This window comes from Methylobacterium sp. J-078 (genome assembly GCF_022829285.1).
Lineage (GTDB): Bacteria > Pseudomonadota > Alphaproteobacteria > Rhizobiales > Beijerinckiaceae > Methylobacterium.
This window is the reverse complement of record NZ_JAKSYI010000049.1, coordinates 44573-62982: the sequence shown is the minus strand read 5'-3', so window position 1 is coordinate 62982 and position 18410 is coordinate 44573. Positions and strand designations below refer to the sequence as shown.

The following is an 18410-nucleotide window of genomic DNA, read 5'->3' as shown; positions in this document are numbered from 1 at the left end:
GTTGCCCCAGGGTTAGGCCATCTCGGCCGACGCGCAAAGCCGCCCGGATGCGGGCTCAGCCGAGATAGTTCACCAGGGTCAGCTTCGAGAGCATGGAGGTGACCTGGTAGCTCGCCTGGAGCTGCGTCTGCAGTTGCAGGAGCTGCGCGGTGACGGTCTCCGCCGATGCGTTCTCCACCCCGTCGAGGGAGCCTTCGAGCGCGACGCGGCTCGACCGGTTCGACGTCTTGGTGTTGGCGAGCGTGCTCGCGGCGAGGCCGAGATCGCTGGCGATGCCGGGCACACCGTCCTTGGCCGTGTCGGAAACCAGCAGGTCGCGAGCGCGGTCGGAGAGCGCGGTGAAGCGCTGGGCCTCCGGTGTTCCGGCGGCGCCGCTGGTGCCGGAATCGCCCGCGATCACGGCAAGCCCCGAGAGGACGGCGCGGATCGGCGCCTCGTTGGCCTGCACGCCGATGTTGAGCACCCGGTTGGCGCTGATCTGCGCCGTGGCGGTCGCACGCGGATCGGCGGCCGTGTCGTCGCCGGTATACCAGATCACCGTCTTGGCGCTGGCCTGCCCGGCATAGCCGTCGCCCTCGACCCGGCGCGGGGCGAGCCCGGGCGAGGCCGAGCCCGCGAAGAAGTCCTGCGCGGCGCGGGAGGCCGAACTCGCGCTCAGGGTCGTCGTGGCCGCGCCCCTCAGGGCGTTGTTGACCGCTTTCGACAGGTTCGCGGCGATATCGCCGGTGAGGGCGAAATCGGTCGTCGAGGTCGCGTCCGCGCTCGCGCGGGCAGTGAGCGTCAGGCTCTGGGTCGTGCCGTCGCGCAGGGCGACGTTGACCGTCACGGTGTCGCCCGCCTTCGGCGTGCCGGCGATGCCGAGGGTCAGCGAGGCCGGGGTCCCGGTGCCGAAATTCGCCTGGAGGTCGAGGGCGGCCGGCCCCTGGATGCTGGCGACGGGGACGGCCTTGAAGCGGTCGTTCAGGTAGGTCTGCGCCTCGGCGGCGGTCGCGAAGACCGGCATCGCGTCGGCATCTCCCGTCGCCGCTGAGGCCCGGGCCGTCAGGTCGACGAAGCTCTGGCTGCCGTCCGGCTGGTTGACGGCGACCCGGATGCGCTCCCCTTCGGCCGGTGCCGCCGCCATGGTGAAGGTCACGTCCGGGGTGGTGGCGTTCGTCGTCGTGCTGGCCGTGATCCCGGCGGTGTTGGAGCTCGTGGCCGAAATCAGCCGGAAGCCGAAATTGGCGCGGGCCTCGGTGCCGGCCGCGCCGGCGCCCTCCTCGCTGAGGGTCACCACCGTGCCGGCGGCGCTCGCACCGACGCGCCCGTTGCCGTTCGGGCCGAGATCGGCGGCCTTTTGCTCGGCGATCAGGGTCTTCAGCCCGTCGCGGCCCGCCGCCGGCTCCCCGTTCAGGATCGCGTCCGTGGAGGCCACCGGCGGGGAATCGGTGGCGCGCCCGCCGAAGATGTACTGTCCGCCCAGGTCGACGTTCAGGGCGTCGACGGCGGCATCGAGGCTGTCGCGCGCGATTTTGGGCGTGTTGGTGGCCGTCGAGGCGTTGCTCGCGGTGAGGGAACGCTGCAGCGTGGCGCCGAGGGTGTTGACCTGCGTCACGCTGGTGTTGGCGAGAGCCACCCGGGTGGTGGCCCCCGTGATGGCGGCATCGTAGCCGTCGAGGGCGGACAGGGCCGCGTGCGCGCTGAGGCTGGTGGTCCGCCCGACGCCGAGGCCGCCATAGGTCGTGGCCGTCTTGCCGCTGGCGAGCTGATTCGTCAGCGTATCGAGGCGCCCCTTCAACCCGACCAGATTGGCGGTGTTGCGGTCGCCCACGAAGGTGCTGGCATTGAAGGGCGCGATGCTCATCGGGACCTCGCAGGGTGTGGGCGCATGGCGGGCGGCACCTAGATCCGCAGCAGGGTGTCGAGGAGGTCGCGGGCGGCGGTGAGCACCCGCGCGTTGGCGCTGTAGGCGGTCTGGAGCTGCACGAGCTTCGACATCTCCTCGTCGATGCTCACGCCGGAGGTGGAGGCGACGCGCGACTGGGCCGTCGCCAGGGCGATGCCCTGGCCCTCGTCGAGGCTCCGGGCGGTGGCGGCACCGGCACCCTGCGCGTCGATGATGCGCTGGGCGAAGCTCTGCACGCTGGAACTGTAGGGCGCGTTCACGCCCCCGATCCCGCTCGCCGCCGCGAAGGTCCGGCTGGCCCCGGTCAGTGCCGTGTAGAGGAATTGCGGCCGGGTCGGGTCGGAGGCGAGCGTCTTCCCCGAGGTGTTGACGAGGTTGGCGGTGTTTCCGACCAGCGCCTGGTTCAGCCCGATGCGCTGGGCAAAGCCCGTGAGCTGCGAGCCGGTGTCGAACGATCCGGTGTAGAGCGTTCCCTTGGCCGTGCTGTCGACGAAGAGCGGCAGCTGTCCCTGCCCGCTCTGGAAGTCCGTCGTGCTCAGCGGCTGGGTCACGCTCGCGCCGACGCCGAGCAGGGTCGGCGCCCCGGTGGTGGGATCGGTGGTGATGCGCAGACCGCCGGCACCGGCGCCGGCCTGCGTGGTGACGCTGAAGGTGGTCCCGAGGGCGGCCTGGATCGCGTCGCGCAGGCCCGTCGCCGTGCCCGAGACCTTGAAGGGGACGACCATCGCGGTCGGGTCGTTGAGATCGGCGGCGTTGACGGTCGGCGCCGTGCTGCCGCCATAGGGCATCAGCACGAGGTTGCGCTGGACGCCCGCGGCATCGCGCAGGCTCACCGTGATGGCGTTGCCGGCCTTCAGGCCGTCGAGGTCGATGTCGAACCCGGTGCTGGTGCCGGCGGTGACGGCGGTTCCCGTCGCCTGCCGGTCGGACATGGAGCGCGCGAGACCGGCCGCCAACTCGTCGAGCTGGCGCTGTGCCTGCGGCAGGACCGTGTCGCGCAGTTCGATTCCCGCCGCGAGGGAGCCGGACCGGATCGCCTTGGCGGCGACGAGGTCGATGCGTGCCCCCCCGGGGGTGGTCGCCGTGATGGTGCCGACGCCGCGCGCCGCCGGGTCCTGGGCGTAGGCCGCATCGGGCGAAAGGGTGCCGCGCCCATCGAAGCTCAGGGTCGCGGCCGCGCCGCGATCGACCAGCGTCATCCCCGAATTGGTGATGACCGAGACGGTCCCGTCATGCTGGTCGACGGTCTGTACGTCGAGATAGGCCGACAGGCCCGTGATGGCCCCGTCGCGCTGGTCGAGGAGGGCATTGCGTGCGCCGTCCTCCGAGGTGGCGGCGATCTGCGTGTTCAGGGTGGCGATCGACTTCAGGTATTCGCTGGCCTTGGCGGTGTCACTGCCGAGCTGACTCTCCGTGGCGGTCCGCAGGTTCTGGACGCCGTCCGCGATGCCGCCGATGCTGTCGGCGAGATTGGCGGCCTTGGTGAGCACGGCCGAGCGCGCGGGGACCGAGGTCGGGTCGCTCGCGAGCGTCTGCAGCGAGAGCGCGAAATCGTTCATCACCCCGTCGAGAGCGGTGGCCGTGCCCGGCGTGCCGTAGAGCTGATCGAGCTGCGTCCGCACCGCCGAGAGCGAGCCGGTATAGGCCGCTCCCGAGGTCTCCATGCGCAGCTGCTTCAGGGAGGCCGCATCGAGGGCGCGTCCGATCGTGCCGAGCGAGACGCTGGAATTGCCGACGCCCTGCGCCACCGACGTGACGGTGCGCTTGGCGTAGCCGGCCGTGCCGACATTCGCGATGTTCTGCGAGACGACGCCGATCGCGGCCTGGGTGACCTTCAGCCCGGCGGAGGCGGTATTGACGGCGTTGAAGCTCACGAACCCCTCCCCCCGAATCTACGTCCCGATCGGATCTCTCGACCTCAGCGGATGATGTTGATCAGGGCGGACATCATGTCCTGCGAGGTCGAGATGACCTTCGTGTTGGCCGAGTAGGCCTGCTGGGTGACGATCATCTTGGAAAATTCGTTGGCGATGTCGGTGTTCGACTGCTCGACATTGCTGCCGATGATCGTCGTGCCGTTCAGACCGACGAGGGGCGTTCCCGAACCGAGCGTCTGCTCGTAGGTGCCGTTCGAGTTGGCCTTGAGTCCGTCCGAATTTTTGAACTGGACCACCTTGATGTTGGCTAGCGCGATCGTGTTTCCGTTGCTGTACTTGCCCATCACCTTGCCATCGGCGGTGACGCTGAGGTTGTTGAGGGTTCCCGAGGTATAACCGTCCTGCGTCAGGGTGTTCGTGGTGACCGTACCGCCCGACGAGGTGTAGCCCGTCAGTCCACCGCTGCCGTAGTTCAGCTGGATGTTGCCCAGATTGACCCCGTCGACCGTCAGGGCCGGGATGGACACGGCCGAGGTGGCGGGCGCGGTGAGCTGGCCGCTGCTGTTGAACTGGAACGCCGTCCCGGCATTCGTCCAGGCGGTCGCGGTGCTCGTGACCGTGCTCTGATTGGCGTAGAACAGGTTCCAGACATCGCTGGTCCCGGCCGTCGCATCCGCGTTCTGGACCTTGGCCCAGCGGGTCTGGATCGCCACGGGGCCACCGCTCGCGGTATAGGCGGTCAGTGAGGGGCCATCGACGCTGCCGTTGATGAAGCTCGCCGCATCCGCCGCCGAGACCGTGGAGGTCCCGGTTCCGGACAGGATGGCCGGGTTCGCGCCCGAGGCCAGGGTGCCGAGGAGTTCGGAGCCCGGGATACTGGCATTCGCGTTCTTGGTGGCGGGCGTCTTGGGCAGGTTTGCGGAATACGTGATGGTGCTGGTGGAATGCGCCGGCAGGATGGAGTTCGTCACCTTGACGGGCCCCTCGCCGGTGGCCTGCCCCGTGACGGGGTCGAGGCTGTTGCCCTTGAGGTAGGACCCGGCGCCGTTGACCAAGTAGCCGTCCTTGTCCAGGGCGAAGTCGCCGCGTCGGGTGTAGTAGTCGCTCGTCGAGAAGGTGGACTGGCCGTTCGCGTCGCCGGACTTGGTCTGGACCACGAAGAAGCCCTCGCCGTTGAGCGCCATGTTGGTGCCGATCTCGGTGGCGTTCAGGCCGCCCTGCACCGTGGTCGTCTGCCGCGAGTTGGCGGCCACCGAGCCGGCGACCTGCCGCGTGGGTGTCTGCTGCTCGGCAACGAGATCGACGAAGTTCGTATCCACCCGCTTGAAGCCGACGGTCTGCGAGTTGGCGATGTTGCCCGAGATGTTCTCCAGCGAGAACGACTGGGCCTTGAGGCCGGAAACGGCCGTCTGCAGCGCGGTGAAGACATCCATGGCCGAGGCCCTTCTGAGACGAGACGACGCCCGATACGCAGCGCGCACCGGTTTCGAGAGCGGGTTCCGCAATCGTCATGCCAAGGCTAAGGTATTGAAAATTATAGAGATACGCAGGTCTTCGCTCGGCAAGAAACGCATGGATCGCGCCGATGCGGCAGCTTTTGCCGGGCCCATCCGATGCCGAGGCGGATGTTTACGCCGCGTTATCGTCGATCTGCCTATCGTCGCGGAAACGCAGGTGTGGATCGCGACCATGAGAGCCAAACGGACGACCCTCGTCCATCTGATCTACTTCTCGCGCCTGAACCTCTCGGCCGACGCAACCTCGCGTACCCAGCAGATCGGCGAGATCACGCGTCAGGCGCAGAAGAAGAACGAGTTCGCGGTGATCACCAGCTTCCTGATCATCGAGCAGAACTTCGCCGCGCAGATCATCGAGGGCGAGCGCGCCTCGGTGAGCGACACCTTTGCGCGGATCAGCAACGATCCGCGCCATCGCGACGTGCAGATCGTCGAGTGGCGCGAGATCGTGAAGCGCGAATTCGTGAATTCCTTCACCACCAGCATCCGCACCCCGACGAACGACGTCCTCTTCCAGAAGGCCAACCTGCTTCCGATGTTTCAGCGTGGAACCCCCAAGGGGGCGTCCATCCATGCGCTCGCCGTCAATCTCCAGGCCGAGTCGATGACGAAGCAGGGCATCGACCACCTGTTCGTCTGATACAGAGGCAGACCGGCGCGATCCCGTCGCCCCGCACCCGGATCCATGAAAGCTCATGAGCGATACGCCCGCGATCCTCATCGTCGATGACCAGGAAAAGCTCCTGAAGCTGGTCATCCTGCTGATGAATCGGCTCGGCTTCCCGGATGTGGAGGGGGTGACCGACGCCGTCACCGCCCTCGAGCGCATGCGCGAGCGCCGCTACGCGCTGGTGATCTCGGACCTCGACATGGAGCCGATGGACGGGCTCGCCTTCCTGCGCGAGATCCGGGCCGACGACGCCCTGATGAACACGCCGTTCCTGCTCACCGAAGCGTCCTTCGACTTCGAGGACATCAACCTCGCGCATCAGGCCGGCGCCGACGCCTTCATCCTCAAGCCGTTCGACATGTCCGTGCTGAAGGCGAAGCTCAAGCAGGTGATCAACCGCAAGCCGCGCCGCCGGGAGGCACCGCTGGCCGCCGAGTCGGCCCTCTCCATCGATTTCCCGATGCTGGGAAAATTCTGACGTCCGGCGTCACCGCTCCGCGCTTCCGTGCACCGATGCGGGTTCGTCCGCCGGGTCCATGATCAGGCGGGGATGATCCGCCTGTAGAGGTGCCAGGTCGCGTGGCCGAGGATCGGCATCACCACGGCGAGCCCGACGAAGAGCGGAGCCGAGCCGAGGATCAGCAAGCCGGCCACCACGAAGCCCCAGGCCGTGAGGGTGCGCGGGTTGCGCCGGAAGGCGGCGAGCGAGGTCTCGATGGCGGTGAGCATGTCGACCTCGCGGTCGACGAGCATCGGCACCGAGACCACGCTGCTGGCGAGCACCACGAGCGAGAAGGCGAATCCCACGAGGTTGCCGATGGCGATGAGGGCCCAGCCGCGCGGCGTCGTGAGCACGTCGCGGACGAAATCGAGGGTGGAGACCGGAGCGGCGTCGCCGTAGAGCGCCCAGAAGATGCCCTGGGCCGCGAGGAGCCAGGACGCCAGGATCACCGCCAGCAGCAGCCCGAAGCCCGCGAGGGCGCCCGCCGCCGGCCGTCGGAGGCTCGCGAAGGCATGGGCCCAATCGGTCGACAGACCCTGCTCCCGCCGCCGGCTCAACTCGTACAGGCCGATCGCCGCGAAGGGTCCGATCAGGGCGAAGCCCGCCGCGAGGGGGAACACCAGCGGCAGCACCTCGGTCCCGAACGCGAAGGTCGCCAGCACGACGCCCACGATGGGGTAGATCAGGCCGACGAAGAGCGCGTGGGTCGGCATCGCCAGGAAGTCGTCGACGCCCTGCCGGAGCGCCTCCGAGAGATCGCGGCCGTCGATGGCGTTCACCACCGGGCGGGCCATGCTGTGGCCGAAATCGTGGACGGGAAGGGTCGTCATTGCTCAAGCCCTCACGCAGGGAGAAAGCTCACGACGTCGACGCCCAAGCCTTGTACGCGTGCCCGTGCGTGAAGGCGCCGAGAGCGGATGCGCCCGAGGCTAAACCCATTCTCGGCGTCTGTCTTCGGCTTTCACGCCGAGCCGCGATGATTTCCCGAGCCTTGAGCACAGGCCCTTGAAAGCTTGACGCTAGGCGGCGCGCTTCTGGTAATCCTTGATGTCGCTGAAGCGGACCTCCGGCGCGCGCTCCTCTTCGTAGCGGAGCGAGAAGGCCGTGGTGGCCATGAAGACCGGAGCGCCGTCGAGGTCGCTCGCCATGGCCGAGCCGTGGCTGCCGATGAACTTGTCGAGTTCGGGCTCCTTCTCGGAGGTGATCCAGCGGCAGATCGAGAACCGGGTCGGCTCGTAGTCGATCGGCAGGCCGTACTCCGCCTGGAGGCGCTCCTTGAGCACGTCGAGCTGGAGGGCGCCGACGACGCCGACGATGGCCTGGGAGCCGTCATGGGGGCGGAAGACCTGCACGACGCCCTCCTCGCCCATCTGTTGCAGGGCCTCCTTCAGCTTCTTGGCCTTCATCGCGTCGGTGAGCTTGATCCGGCGCAGGATCTCGGGCGCGAAGCTCGGCACGCCGCGAAACACGATCTCCTCGCCCTCCGTCAGGGTGTCGCCGATGCGAAGCGTGCCGTGGTTGGGGATGCCCACCACGTCGCCCGCGAAGGCTTCGTCGGCGATGGCGCGGTCCTGGGCGAAGAAGAACTGGGGCGCCGAGAGCGACATCGGCTTGCCGGTACGCACGAGCTTCGCCTTCATGCCCCGGTTCAGGCGCCCCGAGCAGACCCGCATGAAGGCGATGCGGTCCCGGTGGTTCGGGTCCATGTTCGCCTGAATCTTGAACACAAAGCCCGTCATCTTCGCCTCGGTCGGCTCCACCAGGCGCTTGTCCGCGTCCTGGCCGCGCGGCGGCGGCGCGAAACGGGCCAGGCCGTCGATGAGGTCGCGCACGCCGAAATTGCGCAGGGCCGAGCCGAAGAACACCGGCGTGAGGTGGCCCTCCCGGAACGCTTCGAGATCGAAGCGCTTCAGGCCGGTCTCGGCGAGTTCCGCCTCCTCGCGCCAGGTCGCGGCCTCGCCGTCCTCGGTGAGGAGGGTGTCGAAGAGCGGGTCGTCCACGCCGGTGACCGGCACGGTGCCGGCATCGTCCGCAGCGTCGAGGCGGCGCACCCGGCCGTTGCCGAGGTCGTAGGTGCCGGCGAAGCTGCGGCCGCGCCCGATCGGCCAAGTCACCGGCGCCACGTCGAGGGCCAGCACCTTCTCGATCTCGTCGAGGAGCTCGAAGGGATCGCGCGCCTCGCGGTCGAGCTTGTTGATGAAGGTGACGATCGGGATGTCGCGCAGGCGGCAGACCTCGAACAGCTTGCGGGTGCGCGCCTCGATGCCCTTGGCCGCGTCGATCACCATCACGGCCGAATCGACCGCCGTCAGGGTGCGGTAGGTGTCCTCGGAGAAGTCCTCGTGGCCCGGCGTGTCGAGGAGGTTGAAGACGCAGTCGCCGTACTCGAAGGTCATCACCGAGGTGACGACCGAGATGCCGCGCTCCTTCTCGATGCCCATCCAGTCCGAGCGGGTCGAGACGCGGTTGCGCTTGGCCTTGACCTCGCCGGCAAGCTGGATCGCGCCCCCGAACAGCAGCAGCTTCTCGGTGAGCGTGGTCTTACCGGCATCCGGGTGCGAGATGATCGCGAAGGTGCGGCGGCGGGCGACGGGGTCGGCCTTCGCGTCGCTGGGCTTGGCGTCGGCGGGCTTCGAGTCAGTCTGCATCAGCATGGCGGGCAAGGCGTTCCATGTCCGCGCGCGGCGGACGGCGTTCGCGAAGGGGCGGCCGCGAAGGTACGGCGAAGTGCCGTTCTGTAGGCGCTTCGGGCGCGATGCGCAAAACTCAGCCGCGCCCGAGATAGGGCATGTTGGTGGCGACCACGGTCATGAACTGCACGTTGGCCGACAGTGGCAGCCCCGCCATGTAGACCACCGCGTCCGCCACGTGCCGCGCATCCATCACGGGCTCGGCCCGGATGCTGCCGTCCGCCTGGCGCGCGCCGGTGGCGATGCCGGCCGTCATCTCCGTCTCGGCGTTGCCGATGTCGATCTGCCCGCAGGCAATGTCGTAGGGGCGCCCGTCCAGGGAGGTCGCCTTGGTCAGGCCCGTGATGGCGTGCTTGGTGGCCGCGTAGGGCGCCGAGTGCGGGCGCGGCGACTGCGCCGCGATGGAGCCGTTGTTGATGATGCGGCCGCCGCGCGGGTCCTGGTCCTTCATCATCCGGAACGCCGCCTGGGTGCACAGGAACGCGCCCGTCAGGTTCACGTCCACCGAGCGGCGCCAATCCGCGAGGCTGACCGCGTCGATCGCCGCGCCGGGGGTGAAGACGCCCGCATTGTTGAACAGGAGGTCGAGGCGCCCGAAGCGCTTCGCCACATGGGCGAACAGGCGCGTGACCGATTCGGCGTCCGCCACGTCGGTGACCACCGCCTCGGCCGCCACCCCCACATCCCGCGCCAGGATCGCCACAAGTTCAAGAGGCTCGGCGCGGCGCGCTGCCAGCACGAGGTCGTAGCCGGCCCGGGCCAGCCCGATCGCCACGACCCGCCCGATCCCCGAACTCGCCCCGGTCACGACCGCGATCCGCCCGACCATTCCGATTCCCTTCGTTCCACGCCCCCGATCATAAAGCCCGCGCCTCCCCCGTTGCCAGGGCCGAAGAGTGCGTCTAGACAACGCCACGCCAGCGCTTTGGGGCGTCGCCAAGTGGTAAGGCAGCGGTTTTTGGTACCGCCATTCCCAGGTTCGAATCCTGGCGCCCCAGCCATCGCACCGATACATCACCCCCGCTCAGGGATCTTCGGCGGATCGCCCAAGCCCTTCCGTGACGCGCTCGGGGTCCGGAAGACGCGCTGAACCCGCATCGATGCGAAATCTCCGCCCGCACTCGGCGCCTCCGGCGGAGCCCGCGCCGTCCGCGCGGACACGATCAGGCATAGGCCTCGTCCGCGTTGCGCGTCCCGCCCTCCCGCATCGGCGGACCGCCGCCTGGCTCAGGTTCCGGCAGCAGGTCGATCTCGGCGCGCAGGCCACGTCCGCCCGGTCCGGTGGAGAGCGTCACCGTCGCACGAAGCTGTTCGGCGAAGGCGCGGACGATGGCGAGGCCGAGGCCGCTGCCCTCCCTGTCGCGGTTCGCGTCGAGGCGGTGGAAGCGTTCGAAGACCCGCTCGCGCTCCGCCTCCGGAATGCCGGGGCCGTTGTCCTCGACGGCGATCCGGACCGCGCCCCCCGCCTCCGCCGACGCGACGCTGACGGCGACCTGTCCGCCGGGCCCGGTGTAGCGCACGGCGTTGTCGATGAGGTTGCGCAGGATTTCCTCCAGGAGCAGCGGTTCCAGCCGAATGGACGGGTGGTTCAGGGCCTCGAAGGACAGGTCGATGTCCCGGCGGAGCGCCAGCCCGGCGAAGTCGGCCGTGGCGTCGCGGGCGAGCCGCGCGAGGTCGATCGTCACCGGTTCCGGGCGCCGGGCCGCGCCTTCCTCCACCGCCGCGAGGGTGAGGAGCTGCGCGATGAGGTGATCGAGGCGGTCGACGGCCGCCGCGATGTCGGCCCGTGAGGTGTTCCAGGCCGCGCTCCCGGGGGGCTGGCGGTCTAGGAGGCTGAGGTGTGTCTTCAGGATTGCCACGGGCGTGCGCAGCTGGTGCGAGGCGTCGGCCGTGAACTCGCGCATGACCGCCAGGGCATGATTGAGCTGGCGCAGGAGTTCGTTGAGGGCGCCCACCAGGGGCAGCGCTTCCCCCGGCACGCCCGCGACGGTGAAGGGCGGTACCGCCCCGCGGCCGTCGAAGCGACGCTGCTCCACCTCGCGGCGCAGACGGTCGAGGGGCGTCAGCCCCATCTGGACCGCGAACCAGACCAGCAGGACGCCGATGGCGGCGAGGGTCGAGCCCAGGATCGTCAGGGCGGTGAGCATCCGCCGCACCAGCAGGTCGCGGCCATGCGTGGTCTCGGCCACCTGGACCAGGGCGGTGTGATTCGTGACGTAGATGGGTTTCAGCATCGCGCCGATGCGCACACGCTGGCCGAGGAAGACGCCGTCGCGATAGGCCAGGGTCTCGAGGGGCGGCAACGTCGCGGGCAGGCCAAGATCCTTGTAGCCCGTCACGAACTCCCCGTCGGCCGAGACGCTGTAGAAGATGCTGTCGCGCTCGGAGTTCGAGAGCATGCCGAAGGCCGCCGCCGGCATGTCGACGGTGACGTGCCCGTCCTGGACGGAGAGCCGCTCGGCGATCGACAAGATCGAGCCGGCCAGCACCCGGTCGTAGGCCCGGGTAACGAAGGCGTCCACGAACCAGGTGCCCCCCGCCGCCAGCGCCAGGGCGAGGGCCGCCATGGGGATCAGCAGGTAGGCGGCGACCCGCAGGCGCAGGGAGCGGATGCTCACCGCCCGTCCCCGGGCGGCCCCGGCTCCATCAGGTAGCCGAGCCCCCGCATCGTGACGATGCGCGGGCCCGTCTCGCCGAGGTGCCGGCGCAGGCGCGCCACGTAGACCTCGACGGCGTTGGGGGTGATCTCCTCGTCGAAGCCGAACACCTCCGCAGTCAGGCGCTCCTTCGAGACGACGCGGCCGGCCCGCGTGATCAGGGATTCGAGGATCGCCATCTCGCGCTTGCGTAAGGGCAGGACCCGGCCGGCCAGCGTCGCGACCTGTCCCGAGCGGTCGTAGACGAGGTCGGCACAGGTCAGGATCGGATCGGGCTGGCCGCTGCCGCGCCGGACCAAGGCGCGCACCCGCGCCTCGAGCTCGGCCGGGTCGAACGGCTTGGCGAGGTAGTCGTCCGCCCCGAGGTCGAGGCCGGTGACCCGGTCGGCCACCGCCGCCCGCGCCGTCAGGATCATGACCGGCACCGTCATGCCGGCCCGACGGATTTCGCGCAGCACGTCGAAGCCGGAACGGTCGGGCAGGCCGAGGTCGAGCACGACGAGGGCGTAGGATTCCTGGCGCAGCCAGGGCAGGACCTCGGCCCCGCGCGCGGCGTGGTCGACGGCGAAGCCGCCCAGGCGCAGAGCCGAGACGATCCCGCGGGCCAGCGCGGCGTCATCCTCCACGATGAGGATCCGCATGGTGCCCCGTTCTCCCCGGCGGCCGAAGGCGTGGCGATGAACTATCTTTCCTGGCGTGGCGGGCTGCCGTGTCAGGATGATGCAAGCTCGGGTGGTTACCTTAACTCTCGACAGGTGCGCAACGAGACGCACCATCGCCAGGGAGCACACCATGAACAAGCGGCTCGCATTGTCGCTCGCGCTGTCGATCCTCGCCCTCACCGCCGAGGCCCGCGCCCAGACGCCGGTGCCCCCCGGTTACCCGGCCGCCTATTCCGAGTTGATCGAGGCCGCCAACAAGGAAGGCGCCCTGTCGATCTACTCGACGGCCGACGCCGCAGAAGTCTCCGAGCTGCTGACCCAGTTCCGGGCGCTCTACCCGAAGCTGAAGGTCGAGTACGCCGATCAGAATTCCACCGAACTCTACAGCCGCTACGTGGCGGAGGCCGCCGCCGGCGCCACCGCCGACCTGATCTGGTCCTCGGCGATGGACCTGCAGATCAAGCTCGTCAACGACGGCTACGCGATGACCTACGCCTCGCCGGAGAAGGGCGCGCTGCCCGAATGGGCCAAGTGGAAGGATCAGGCCTACGGCACCACCGCCGAGCCCATCGTCTTCGCCTACAACAAGCGCCTCGTGCCGGACGCCGACGTGCCCCGCAGCCACGCGGACTTCGCCAAGCTGCTGGCAGCCCAGCCCGACGCTTTCAAGGGCAAGGTGACCTCCTACGATCCGGAGCGCTCCGGCGTCGGCTTCCTCTACGTGACGCAGGACGTGCAGATCAGCCCCTCCGCGACCTGGGACACCGTGAAGGCGATGGGGAAGGCCGGCGCCAAGTTCTACACCTCCACCGGCGCCATGATCGAGCGCGTGGTCTCGGGCGAGCACACGCTGGCCTACAACATGATCGGTTCCTACGTCCTGCAGCGCAACCGCAAGGACCCGAACCTCAGCTTCGTCCTGCCGAAGGACTACACCCAGGTGATGTCGCGCATCGCCTTCGTCTCGGCCAAGGCCAAGCACCCGGCGAGCGCCAAGCTGTTCCTCGACTTCATCCTGTCGAAGGCCGGCCAGGTCGAGCTCGCCCGCCACGCCATGACTTCCGTGCGCGACGACCTGCAGGAGACCCATGGCATCAAGAGCTTGCCCGGTGCCACGGAAGTGACCCTCAAGCCGATTCGCGTCGGACCCGAACTCCTGACCTACCTCGACCAGATCACCCGGCTGCGCTTCCTGAAGCAGTGGCAACGCGCCCTGGCGGCGAACTAGAGCCATGCCCCGCGCCTTCCGCGTCGCGGTCGTCCTGATCACCGCGCTTCTGATCCTCGGCCCCGTGGGGCTGGTGATTTACCAGAGCTTCCTCAGCGGGCCGTTCTTCCAGCCCGACAGCACGCTGACGACCCAGGCCTACGAGTTCGTCCTCTTCGAGGAGGAGGATTTTCGCGAGGCGTTCGTGAATTCGGCGATCATCGCCGTCGGCATGACCGCGATCGCGGTTCCCCTCGGCTGCATGATGGCCTTCCTCCTGGTGCGCACCGACCTACCGGGCAAGCGCTTCATCGAGCCCCTCGTGCTGGTGCCGATGTTCGTCTCCTCCGTGGTGCTCGCCTTCGGCTTCGTGGTGGCCCTCGGCCCCGTCGGGATCGTCAGCCTCTGGGTGAAGGGCCTCACGGGAAGCATCCCCTGGTACCTCTACTCGAAGACCTCGCTGATCCTCATCGCGGGCCTCACCCACGTGCCGCACGTGTTCCTCTACGCGTCCTCGGCCCTGCGCTCGCTCGGCTCCGACGTGGAGGAGGCGGCCCGCTCCGCCGGGGCGGGCCCCTTGCGGGTGGCGCTGACGGTGAGCCTGCCGATGATCATGCCGAGCATCCTCTACGCCTCGGTGCTGGTGTTCTTCCTCGGCTTCGAGTTGTTCGGCCTGCCCCTCGTGCTGGGCGACCCCGAGCGCATCCTCGTGCTGGCGACCTACCTCTACAAGCTGACGAACAAACTCGGCACGCCGTCCTACGACCTGATGGCGGTGGTGGTGGTCTCGATCATCTTCGTGACGCTGCCCCTGGTCTACACCCAGCGCAAGCTGCTCGCCGCCGCAAGCCGCTACGTGGCGGTGAAGGGCAAGGCCAGCGCCCAGCGCCCGCTCGCCATCGGCGCCTGGCGCTGGCCGGCTCTCGGCCTGATCGTGGCCTGGCTCGGCGTCACCGTGGTGATCCCCGTGACGGCCCTCGTGCTGCGCTCCTTCCTCGCCTCCTGGGGCGAAGGCGTCGGGATCTGGGAAAACCTGACGACCGCGCATTTCCGCGAGCTGATGGAATACCCCAACCTCGTCCGGGGCATCGTCAACACCCTGCTCATCGCGACCGTCGGCGGCGCGCTCTCGGTGAGCTTCTACGCCCTGGTCAACCTCGCCCTGCACCGCTGGCGCTCGCGCTGGACGGCGGTCCTCGACTACCTCGTGCTGGTGCCGCGCGCCATGCCGGGACTGATCGCCGGCCTCGCGATGTTCTGGCTCTTCCTGTTCACGCCGATCCTGCAGCCCTTCCGCCAGACCCTGTTCAGCCTGTGGCTCGCCTACACGCTGGTCTGGCTCGCCTACGGCATGCGCCTCGTCAGCGCGTCCCTGCTGCAGATCGGCCCCGAACTGGAGGAGGCGGGCCGGGTCTCGGGCGCGCGCCCCGCCCAGGTCAGCCGCGACATCACCTTGCCGCTGATCAAGGCCGGCCTGATCGGCTCCTGGGTGCTCATCTTCGTGACCTTCGTGCGCGAGTACTCCACCGGCGTCTACCTCCTCAGCCCCGGGACCGAGGTGATCGGCTCGCTCCTGGTCTCCCTCTGGGGCACCGGTGCCGTCGACCTCGTCACCGCCCTGTCCACCGTCAATCTCGCCCTGATCCTCGTCGGCCTCGGCCTGATGTTCGCACTCGGGAACAAGCGTCATGCCTAAGCTCGTCATCGAAGACCTCCATCTCCGCTACGGCTCCGTTGAGGTCCTGAAGGGCATCGACGCCCGCTTCGAGGAGGGCTCCGTGGTCTGCCTCCTCGGGCGCTCGGGCAGCGGCAAGACCACGCTCCTGCGCTCCATCGCGGGCCTGGAGGAGCCCTCTCACGGGGCGATCCGCATCGACGGCCGCCCGGTCTTCGACGCGGCCGCCAAGGTCAACCTGCCGCCGGAGCGGCGCGACCTCGGCTTCGTCTTCCAGTCCTACGCGCTCTGGCCCCACCGCACCGTGTCCGAGAACGTCGCCTACGGCCTGCGCCTGCGGGGCGAGTCCAAGGCCGGCATCGGCACCAAGGTGCAGGCGGCGCTCGACGGCGTCGGCCTCGGGGCGCTCGGCGAGCGCTATCCCTCCCAGCTCTCCGGGGGCCAGCAGCAGCGCGTCGCCATCGCCCGCGCCCTCGTCTACGAGCCGCCGGTGATTCTGCTCGACGAGCCGCTCTCGAACCTCGACGCCAAGCTGCGCGAGGAGGCCCGGATCTGGATCCGGGCCCTGATCAAGCGCCTCGGCATCACCGCCGTCTTCGTCACCCACGACCAGAGCGAGGCGCTCGCCATCGCGGACCAGATCGTGCTCCTCGACGGGGGCCGCCTGGTCCAGTCCGGCACGCCGGAGGAGCTCTACGAGCGTCCCGCCACCCTGTTCGCCTCCGAATTCATGGGCACCAACAACACCCTGAACGTCGGCGTGGCCGAGCGCCAGGGCGGACGCGCCCGCGTGACCCTCGGCCAGCACGCGCTCTGGGGCACCGACCGGGCGCAAGGCGGCGCGGCCCAGGGGGATGCCAAGGGGGTGATCCGGATCGAGGCCGTGCGCCTCGTGGACGGGGCGGGCGAGAACCGGGTGCCGGTGGAGTACGAGACCTCCATCTACCTCGGCAACCAGTTCGAGCACCTGTTCCGCTGCGGCGACCAGAGCCTGCGCCTGCTCTCGCACCAGCGGGTCGGGCCCGGAACGCACTGGGTGGAGTGCCCGCCCGACCGACTCTGGGTGTTCTGAACGACCGGGTGCCGCGCAGGCCCCGGACGGCGCCAGCGCGCGCGGACGAACCGTCCGCGCGCCGGACAGGGAACGATCGAGCCGCCGGCCGAAGCCAGCGCGGACGCGATGACTCTCGCCTTGCCTTCGGCAAGACGAGCACAAAACAAAATGTGATATTTTTGTCCTGCTCTGAGAGTCTTTCCGCAAATACATGGACTCTGCTTGATTATTTTGATTAAAAATCGTGATCGATCGAAATAGACTGATCACTTGCCCTAACTTAACGCTTCGAAAATCAATGAACCCGGCAGTCTCCATGCGTCGATCTTCGGGTCGGAGCAAGCGATCGATACATGCCGGAAACGACGACAGATCTCGGGGGAGGCACGCGTGCACGATCTGAACAAAATCTTGATGACATCGGCGGCGGTACTTGCCGGAACATCCGCCGCAGGGGCCACGGACCTTCCCGCCAAGGTCGCGGCACCGATCGAATTCGTTCGGGTCTGCAACGCCTACGGCAACGGCTTCTTCTACATTCCCGGCACCGATACCTGCATCCGGCTCTCGGGCCGAGCGCGCTTCGAGGTCGGATACCAACCCTCCTACAGCCGGGGCTCGAGCGGAACCGCGACGCCCGGCGATCTCACCGGCTACCGGGGCCTCGCCCGCATCAACGTCGATGCGCGCACGCAGACCAGCTACGGCACCCTGCGGGCCTTCCTGCGCCTCGAGGCCGCCAGCCGAACCGGCATCCCGACGATCCGGTCGGGCACCACGGAGCGCATCGGCAACGCCTTCGGTGCCACCGGGCAGGACCAGGCCGGCCGCGTGCAGCAATTCTTCAACACCGACAAGGCGTTCATTCAGTTCGCGGGCTTCACGGCGGGGCGCGCCACCTCCTTCTACGATTTCTACGCCCACGACTTCGAGATCATCGCCTCCTCGATGAGTTCGGACGTGAACTCGACGAACCTGGCCGCCTACACGACCAAGCTCGGCGGCTCGGGCTTCTCGGCCACCCTCTCGATGGAGGATCCGAGCTTCCGCCGCACGCCGCTCTTCACGGCGGCGAACGCGCCCGGCACGACGCTGGCCGCCAGCCCGCTCTTCATCGGCTTTTCCGCCAACGGCACGCCCACGGGCGTGGGCTTCATCGACATCGTACAGCGCAACCGCATGCCCGATTTCGTCGGCGTCCTGCGCTACGACGCGACCTGGGGCTCGGCCCAGCTCTCGGCGGCGGTGCACGAGCTGAACTACGCCAATCCCATCGCGGGCGCCTTCGCGGGCACCAATCTCGGCAGCGCGGTGACGGCGGCCAACAGCGTCGCGGGTCCCGGCCTCGCCACCGCCTACGGCTGGGCCGTCCAGGGCGGCGTGAAGGTCAACCTGCCGTTCATCGCGCCCGGCGACACCCTCTACCTCCAGGCCTCCTATGGCGAGGGCGCCGGGATGTATACGGGCTTCTCGGCCTACACCGGCTCCTACATCGGCAACACGTCCTCGATCCAGGGCTCGGCCTTCAACCAGTACTTCAACGACGCGGTGCTGAACCCGTTCACGAACCGGCTCGAACTCTCGACGACCTTCACTGCGGTCGCCTCGTTCCTGCATTACTGGACGCCGGAGCTGCGCTCGGCCGTCTTCGGCTCCTACGGCGAATTGAACTTCGCCAGCGGCGCCCGCGCCCGCCAGGGCGCCTATTACGGCATCACCGGCGCCGGTCCGGGCACGCCCGGAACGCGCTTCTTCGACGTGAGCCAGGTCCTGCGGGACAATTACCGCTTCGTCGTCGGCGGAAGCCTGATCTGGTCGCCGGTCCGCGACCTCGATATCGGCTTCGAGACGATCTACACGCAGTACGGCGTCACCTCCGGCCGCGTGCTCGACCTGAGCAAGTTCCCGGCGCAGAACGCAGCCTTCGTCAACAATCTTTCCAATACGATCCGGACGAAGACCAGCGAGGACACCGTCCAGGTCCGAGCCCGCGTCCAGCGCGACTTCTGAGCGC

General features: G+C 68.6%; 14 protein-coding genes and 1 tRNA gene. 7 read left to right on the top strand and 8 right to left on the bottom strand.

Annotated elements, in window-relative coordinates; genetic code table 11:
- Nucleotides 1–55: 55 nt before the first annotated feature.
- The 3 genes from MKK58_RS05070 to MKK58_RS05060 are packed head-to-tail and all read right to left on the bottom strand — an operon-like array spanning nucleotide 56 to nucleotide 5195.
- A complete protein-coding gene (locus MKK58_RS05070) occupies nucleotides 56–1843 on the bottom strand; it encodes a hypothetical protein (RefSeq protein ID WP_243911069.1) in 1788 nt (595 codons plus the stop codon).
- 38 nt (nucleotides 1844–1881) lie between these two features.
- A complete protein-coding gene (flgK, locus tag MKK58_RS05065) occupies nucleotides 1882–3759 on the bottom strand; it encodes a flagellar hook-associated protein FlgK (protein WP_243911068.1) in 1878 nt (625 codons plus the stop codon).
- A gap of 44 nt (nucleotides 3760–3803) precedes the next feature.
- Nucleotides 3804–5195, bottom strand: coding sequence for a flagellar hook protein FlgE (locus tag MKK58_RS05060; protein WP_243911067.1), 1392 nt, complete (start codon nucleotides 5193–5195; stop codon nucleotides 3804–3806).
- A gap of 256 nt (nucleotides 5196–5451) precedes the next feature.
- Between MKK58_RS05060 and MKK58_RS26960 the strand changes: the two genes are divergently transcribed.
- Together MKK58_RS26960 and MKK58_RS05050 are read left to right on the top strand one after the other, a co-directional pair.
- A complete protein-coding gene (locus tag MKK58_RS26960) occupies nucleotides 5452–5919 on the top strand; it encodes a BLUF domain-containing protein (RefSeq protein ID WP_313899269.1) in 468 nt (155 codons plus the stop codon).
- Nucleotides 5920–5974: 55 nt separating this feature from the next.
- Nucleotides 5975–6427 (top strand): response regulator, encoded by a 453-nt coding sequence (locus MKK58_RS05050; RefSeq protein WP_238279409.1) that lies wholly within the window; start codon nucleotides 5975–5977, stop codon nucleotides 6425–6427.
- 62 nt (nucleotides 6428–6489) lie between these two features.
- Here the strand turns inward: MKK58_RS05050 and MKK58_RS05045 are convergent, their stop codons facing one another.
- From MKK58_RS05045 to MKK58_RS05035, 3 genes are all read right to left on the bottom strand, one after another.
- On the bottom strand, nucleotides 6490–7281 hold the full coding sequence (locus MKK58_RS05045; RefSeq protein ID WP_243911065.1) for a DUF2189 domain-containing protein: 792 nt from the start codon (nucleotides 7279–7281) through the stop codon (nucleotides 6490–6492).
- Between the two features lie 189 nt (nucleotides 7282–7470).
- Nucleotides 7471–9105 carry a peptide chain release factor 3 gene (locus MKK58_RS05040; protein WP_243911064.1) on the bottom strand — a complete coding sequence of 545 codons (1635 nt, stop codon included), beginning with the start codon at nucleotides 9103–9105 and terminating at the stop codon, nucleotides 7471–7473.
- A gap of 112 nt (nucleotides 9106–9217) precedes the next feature.
- Nucleotides 9218–9970 carry an SDR family oxidoreductase gene (locus tag MKK58_RS05035; RefSeq protein ID WP_243911063.1) on the bottom strand — a complete coding sequence of 251 codons (753 nt, stop codon included), beginning with the start codon at nucleotides 9968–9970 and terminating at the stop codon, nucleotides 9218–9220.
- A 97-nt stretch (nucleotides 9971–10067) separates the two neighbouring features.
- Between MKK58_RS05035 and MKK58_RS05030 the strand changes: the two genes are divergently transcribed.
- Nucleotides 10068–10142, top strand: a tRNA-Gln gene (locus MKK58_RS05030).
- A 162-nt stretch (nucleotides 10143–10304) separates the two neighbouring features.
- Here the strand turns inward: MKK58_RS05030 and MKK58_RS05025 are convergent.
- Entirely contained in the window at nucleotides 10305–11759 is a 1455-nt protein-coding gene (locus tag MKK58_RS05025) for a sensor histidine kinase (RefSeq protein ID WP_243911062.1), read from the bottom strand.
- Nucleotides 11756–12439, bottom strand: coding sequence for a response regulator transcription factor (locus MKK58_RS05020; RefSeq protein WP_243911061.1), 684 nt, complete (start codon nucleotides 12437–12439; stop codon nucleotides 11756–11758). The genes MKK58_RS05025 and MKK58_RS05020 overlap by 4 nt, the downstream gene beginning before the upstream one ends.
- A gap of 151 nt (nucleotides 12440–12590) precedes the next feature.
- Between MKK58_RS05020 and MKK58_RS05015 the strand changes: the two genes are divergently transcribed.
- The 4 genes from MKK58_RS05015 to MKK58_RS05000 all read left to right on the top strand — a co-directional run bounded on the left by MKK58_RS05015 (nucleotide 12591) and on the right by MKK58_RS05000 (nucleotide 18406).
- Nucleotides 12591–13688, top strand: coding sequence for an ABC transporter substrate-binding protein (locus MKK58_RS05015; protein ID WP_243911060.1), 1098 nt, complete (start codon nucleotides 12591–12593; stop codon nucleotides 13686–13688).
- A 4-nt stretch (nucleotides 13689–13692) separates the two neighbouring features.
- On the top strand, nucleotides 13693–15363 hold the full coding sequence (locus tag MKK58_RS05010) for an ABC transporter permease (protein ID WP_243911059.1): 1671 nt from the start codon (nucleotides 13693–13695) through the stop codon (nucleotides 15361–15363).
- Entirely contained in the window at nucleotides 15356–16414 is a 1059-nt protein-coding gene (locus MKK58_RS05005) for an ABC transporter ATP-binding protein (protein ID WP_243911058.1), read from the top strand. The genes MKK58_RS05010 and MKK58_RS05005 overlap by 8 nt, the downstream gene beginning before the upstream one ends.
- 396 nt (nucleotides 16415–16810) lie before the next feature.
- A complete protein-coding gene (locus MKK58_RS05000) occupies nucleotides 16811–18406 on the top strand; it encodes a porin (RefSeq protein WP_243911057.1) in 1596 nt (531 codons plus the stop codon).
- Nucleotides 18407–18410: the final 4 nt, after the last annotated feature.